8 protein-coding genes and 1 tRNA gene are annotated in these 3,984 nt (G+C 52.8%); 1 reads left to right on the plus strand and 8 read right to left on the minus strand.

Annotated elements, in window-relative coordinates; all coding sequences use genetic code 11:
• Positions 1–18: 18 nt before the first annotated feature.
• The 8 genes from BP727_RS00785 to BP727_RS00820 form a co-directional block, all read right to left on the minus strand.
• Entirely contained in the window at positions 19–1,092 is a 1,074-nt protein-coding gene (locus BP727_RS00785) for a GHMP kinase (RefSeq protein ID WP_013718104.1), read from the minus strand.
• Between the two features lie 65 nt (positions 1,093–1,157).
• Positions 1,158–1,517: a hypothetical protein gene (locus BP727_RS00790; RefSeq protein ID WP_013718105.1), complete on the minus strand. Its 360-nt coding sequence runs from the start codon at positions 1,515–1,517 to the stop codon at positions 1,158–1,160.
• A gap of 13 nt (positions 1,518–1,530) precedes the next feature.
• Positions 1,531–1,908 carry a hypothetical protein gene (locus tag BP727_RS00795; RefSeq protein WP_048131587.1) on the minus strand — a complete coding sequence of 126 codons (378 nt, stop codon included), beginning with the start codon at positions 1,906–1,908 and terminating at the stop codon, positions 1,531–1,533.
• Positions 1,909–1,955: 47 nt separating this feature from the next.
• Entirely contained in the window at positions 1,956–2,192 is a 237-nt protein-coding gene (locus BP727_RS00800; protein WP_273271034.1) for a hypothetical protein, read from the minus strand.
• A gap of 97 nt (positions 2,193–2,289) precedes the next feature.
• A tRNA-Ala gene (locus BP727_RS00805) sits at positions 2,290–2,361 on the minus strand.
• A gap of 55 nt (positions 2,362–2,416) precedes the next feature.
• Positions 2,417–2,686 (minus strand): elongation factor 1-beta, encoded by a 270-nt coding sequence (locus tag BP727_RS00810; protein WP_013718108.1) that lies wholly within the window; start codon positions 2,684–2,686, stop codon positions 2,417–2,419.
• Between the two features lie 10 nt (positions 2,687–2,696).
• Positions 2,697–2,867 carry an HVO_2753 family zinc finger protein gene (locus tag BP727_RS00815; protein WP_013718109.1) on the minus strand — a complete coding sequence of 57 codons (171 nt, stop codon included), beginning with the start codon at positions 2,865–2,867 and terminating at the stop codon, positions 2,697–2,699.
• Between the two features lie 50 nt (positions 2,868–2,917).
• Entirely contained in the window at positions 2,918–3,568 is a 651-nt protein-coding gene (locus BP727_RS00820) for a hypothetical protein (protein WP_048131590.1), read from the minus strand.
• 211 nt (positions 3,569–3,779) lie between these two features.
• Between BP727_RS00820 and BP727_RS00825 the strand changes: the two genes are divergently transcribed.
• Positions 3,780–3,984: NUDIX hydrolase (locus tag BP727_RS00825; RefSeq protein WP_286856865.1), on the plus strand; the 205-nt coding region annotated here is incomplete at its 3' end.

Here is a 3,984-nt window from a genome sequence, read left to right on the forward strand (position 1 = left end):
TTATTTTGCGTCAACAACTTAGTCCACTCTGATCGTCAGGCCTATATTGTCCACTTTGGTTTCTACGGCAATCTTGAGGCCCACGGGCTCGATAATCTTCGCCACCTCATCCCGGCTGCGTTCGGTGACAATGGCGATGGAAGGGCCGACCGAGCTCATCCCCACGAACTCCAGGTCGGCATCTCGCAGAATGCTCATGTAGCGATAGATCTCAAAGCCATGATGCTCCACCTCGGCCCTCTTCGAGCCCCGAAACTCTATCTCCCAGATGGTGTCTCCGATCTTTCTCAGGTCGCTTTTCTCTAGGGCGGGGATGAGGTCCATGAGCATCAGATAGGCTTTTAGCTCCCTGTCCTGATAATCGAGGTTCCTGGCCCGGTTCATGAGCAGATCGAACTCCGAGCGGCCGGCAGAGGAGACGATGGTGGGGGGGATGGTGATGAAGACGTTCTTACCTTCGGCAAACCGGTGCTGGTAGACCAGGGCCAGCTCGTCGCCGGTAATTACCATGCCTCCGTAAGTTGCTGCCGCTGGACCCACGCCGGTCTCAAAGCCGTTTGTAACCCTGCCGTCCTCGGTCTCCTCCACATAGTTGTTGCCTATGAGCATGCGGATCTGTTCTCTATTCAGGGGGGAGCCTAAAGCGCTGTTCATGGCATGGCCTAAAGCTAAAAGGACCGATCCGGTGGAGCCGAGTCCTACATGCTTTTTCTGGTGGTCGCGGACCACAATTCTGAATCCACCCTCATAGCGGACCGTCTTTCTGAATACCTCTGCAAAATGGCGGATTATAGGTTCCCGAGAATAGTCGATCTCCAACCCGGATGGGATGCATTCCACCTGGGCAGAGCAGTAGATCTGCAGGGCAAAGCCCATTCCTCCTCCCCCCGGCCGGTCGGGGGCAAAGCGGTTCATGTCCAGTACAGTCAGATGAATGCGACCAGGAGCGGTTACCGTTATCTTCCCTGAAACCGGAGTGAGCTGGTAGTCTTTTTCCAATCCCAGGGTTTTTATGCACTGGCCCGGGACAAAGGGCTGGAACTCGTATTCAACCAGGTCCAGATCCCCGCCTCTTATCAATATCTTTGCCAAGATCGCACCTCTATCACAAAGGCTTCTGTGCAGATTCAACAAATAGCTTCCAGCCAAGAGCGGCCTTATGCCTGCCGGCCAAAGTAGATATTCTTGCCCGAGGCCTTCAGGGGAATGCCATATGCCACAACCCTTTCTTGTGACTCTATTGACCGGTTCTGTGCCGCTATCATATCCTGGCAGCGGGAAAAACCGTATCTTCTGCAGTTAAGGCCGGCATTATCCCCTGACCTGGCCGCCATTAGAACGCAGGCATCGCTCTGCTCCAGATTTTTGGCGTCTCGCAGGTAGAATTTAGTGCTACGGGCAAGGCCCAGGCGGGAAAGCTCCCTGGAAAGCTCCTGCAGCTCTTCGCCAACTACCACTTTGATCAAAATTGAGTCCTGGCCTTTGCCTTTGGGGGCGGTGGGTGCAGAGAGGCCCATTAATTGCTTCCTGCTATCTGTCCTCTTCGATCACGTCATACTCATCCACATCGATGACCCGACCCCTCTGGCTGCTCCTTCCGCTGCCTTGATCACCAGGGCTGCTCTGTTTTTTCCCGAGCATATCCAGAAGAAGCGCGCCCAGGCCGGAGAATGCAAGCAATTCAACGATCCAGCGGACTTTTTTATATCTCCATAGCAACAGGCCGATCATTGCCTCGAATAATGTGGGCAGAGGGCTGGACCTTGCCCCAGGATTTGCTTTCGATGCGCCGGATACAAAGGACTCCGCCTTGGCCCTGGTTGAGGGCTTCGTGAACCATCTCATGGATCTGGCCAGACCACTTGCCAGTGTCCCTCTGATCACCTTATTTGCCAGAGCTGCACTCATTGCCAATTTTATTAATCTAGTCAGCGTTCCCATTGGTCTATACTCTCTTACTGCAATGATATATCATTATCTCCAAACTTCTCCGGCCAGAGGGTTCTCTCCTGGCTGCGCTGCTTGATCATATCCTCAGCCTCGGCAATTGTTATGTCGAAGACTTCAGCCAGTATCTCCTTAGCGGCTATGAGCTCCAGCTCTATCATATATTTGCCTCCCGTTCGCGAGCCATGGCTGGCAAGGATGGAATCCTTTCTGGGCTTTTCCGTGCTATTAATGGCCAGCGGCATTAGCAACTCAATGGTCACTAAAATTTAAGTAATTTGCTACTGGACTGGCTTGTCGTGCAGTTCAGGATTGACCTGAGAGGAATGGACTTGATGGGAATGGACTTGACGGGATTTGAACCCGTGGCCTCCGCCTTGCGAAGGCGGCGATCTACCACTGATCTACAAGCCCAATGATCCTGGATCTGCCTGGATCTAAATCGTCTCCCAAAACGATAGAGGTGGTTTTAGATCAGACCGACCTCTTCCACTTCCACGGACTCCACGCCGGGAAGTTTTCTCACCGCTTCCTCGATCTCATCCGGGCTGCGGCCGCCCTTGTCATCCATGATGGTCACAACGATCAGAGCCTTGAGGCCAAATGCAATTGGTTTTTGCTCGATGGCATGCATTCTGGCGAAGCTGGGCACGGCTTTCCTTATGTCCTCAGCCAGCTTTTCCAGGTCTACATCTGTGCTCTCAGGCATAACCTTCATTCTTACTGCTGCGTCTCCCATTACTTTCACCTCATGGTCCTGTGAAGCCACAGGCCTTGCAGGTATAGACATTGCTCTGTTTTTTACATTTATTGCATCTGGCAATCACGGTTCCGCAGCTTGGGCAGGGAAACCTTGCTCCGCCCACGCCGGTCAGCGTAATGCCACATGATATGCATCTCTCTGGCATTTCTTCCTTCATATTATCTCCTCCCTGGTAGACCTATTTCTCTGTATAAACCTTCCCATTGATCAATAGGATGGGGAAAGCTTCTGTCCATTGATAAACGTGCCGCCCTTTCTGCATCTCAACGCTATTGCAAATGAGATCGGATCGGTGCCGTTAAGCACCCACATTCTCAATCCCGAAAGATCCCCCAATAGAAGCTTAATAGTGCCCTGATCGATGCAGCTTTCTCTTCCCAGGAGCTGGCGGGCAAAAAGCTCCTCTGCCACCGTTCCATCGATCAACACACCATCCACGTCTGTGGCTTTGATCAGGGGCAGGCCCAGCCTGGCTGCAACCAGCAAAGCTATGGAGTCGGAGGTGTAGTCCCAGGAATGCTCCGGGCAAAAGTCATCCTCGGTCAGGGCTCGATAGGGGAGAAGGACATTCACCTCCCTTTTTTCTGGAATGCGAACCTCGGAGCTGAGACTGGCTCCATTTCCATCTGCAAGGAAAAAGGCATACTGTTCCATGGCCAGTACTGCCATCCAATGGGCGGCCTCATCGCCCAAGCCCCTTTTGGCGTTAATCTCACGGATCAGATCGGCAAACGGCCCTCCCCCAGGCACCACCAGGAAGCTGTAGTCCTCCTCGTTCGCGAGGGAGATCAGGACGCGCATAAGATCCCGGGAGGTTTCGATGAGGCTCCCTCCAAGCTTCAATACGTAAGATGGCATGAGGATGAGTAAGGTCACTATCTGTATTTCAGCCTCTTCCTGAAGGATAAAAAGATGGACGAAGGCCGACTGGATGTAGGGTAGGAGGGATCCATATTATCGACCTTTGCCGTATATCTCCCCGGCTCTCGACGTAGATAAGGCTTTTGGTTGTGTTATGGATGTAACTGATAGATAATAATAGCATATTGAGTGCGGCCTGAGGAATGAGATGAAAAGAGAGATTAAAACCCCCCTGCTGGCTGCAGATGCAGTCATACTCTTCCAGGATGGGATTGTGCTGATAAGGAGGAACAACCCGCCCTATCAAGGCTGCTATGCCCTGCCTGGCGGCTTTGTGGAGATAGGGGAAACGGGCGAAGAGGCAGCGATAAGGGAGGCTCGGGAGGAGACGGGGCTTGATATCAATCTGCTGG

The organism is Methanosaeta sp. UBA356 (assembly GCF_002496465.1).
Taxonomy (GTDB): domain Archaea; phylum Halobacteriota; class Methanosarcinia; order Methanotrichales; family Methanotrichaceae; genus Methanothrix; species Methanothrix soehngenii.

Bases quoted from the DNA above. Each gene is read 5' to 3' on its own strand.
- BP727_RS00790 (WP_013718105.1), bottom strand. From the start codon at position 1,517: ATGGGCCTCTCTGCACCCACCGCCCCCAAAGGCAAAGGCCAGGACTCA.
- BP727_RS00795 (WP_048131587.1), bottom strand. From the start codon at position 1,908: ATGAGTGCAGCTCTGGCAAATAAGGTGATCAGAGGGACACTGGCAAGT.
- BP727_RS00800 (WP_273271034.1), bottom strand. From the start codon at position 2,192: ATGCCGCTGGCCATTAATAGCACGGAAAAGCCCAGAAAGGATTCCATC.
- BP727_RS00810 (WP_013718108.1), bottom strand. From the start codon at position 2,686: ATGGGAGACGCAGCAGTAAGAATGAAGGTTATGCCTGAGAGCACAGAT.
- BP727_RS00815 (WP_013718109.1), bottom strand. From the start codon at position 2,867: ATGAAGGAAGAAATGCCAGAGAGATGCATATCATGTGGCATTACGCTG.
- BP727_RS00820 (WP_048131590.1), bottom strand. From the start codon at position 3,568: ATGCCATCTTACGTATTGAAGCTTGGAGGGAGCCTCATCGAAACCTCC.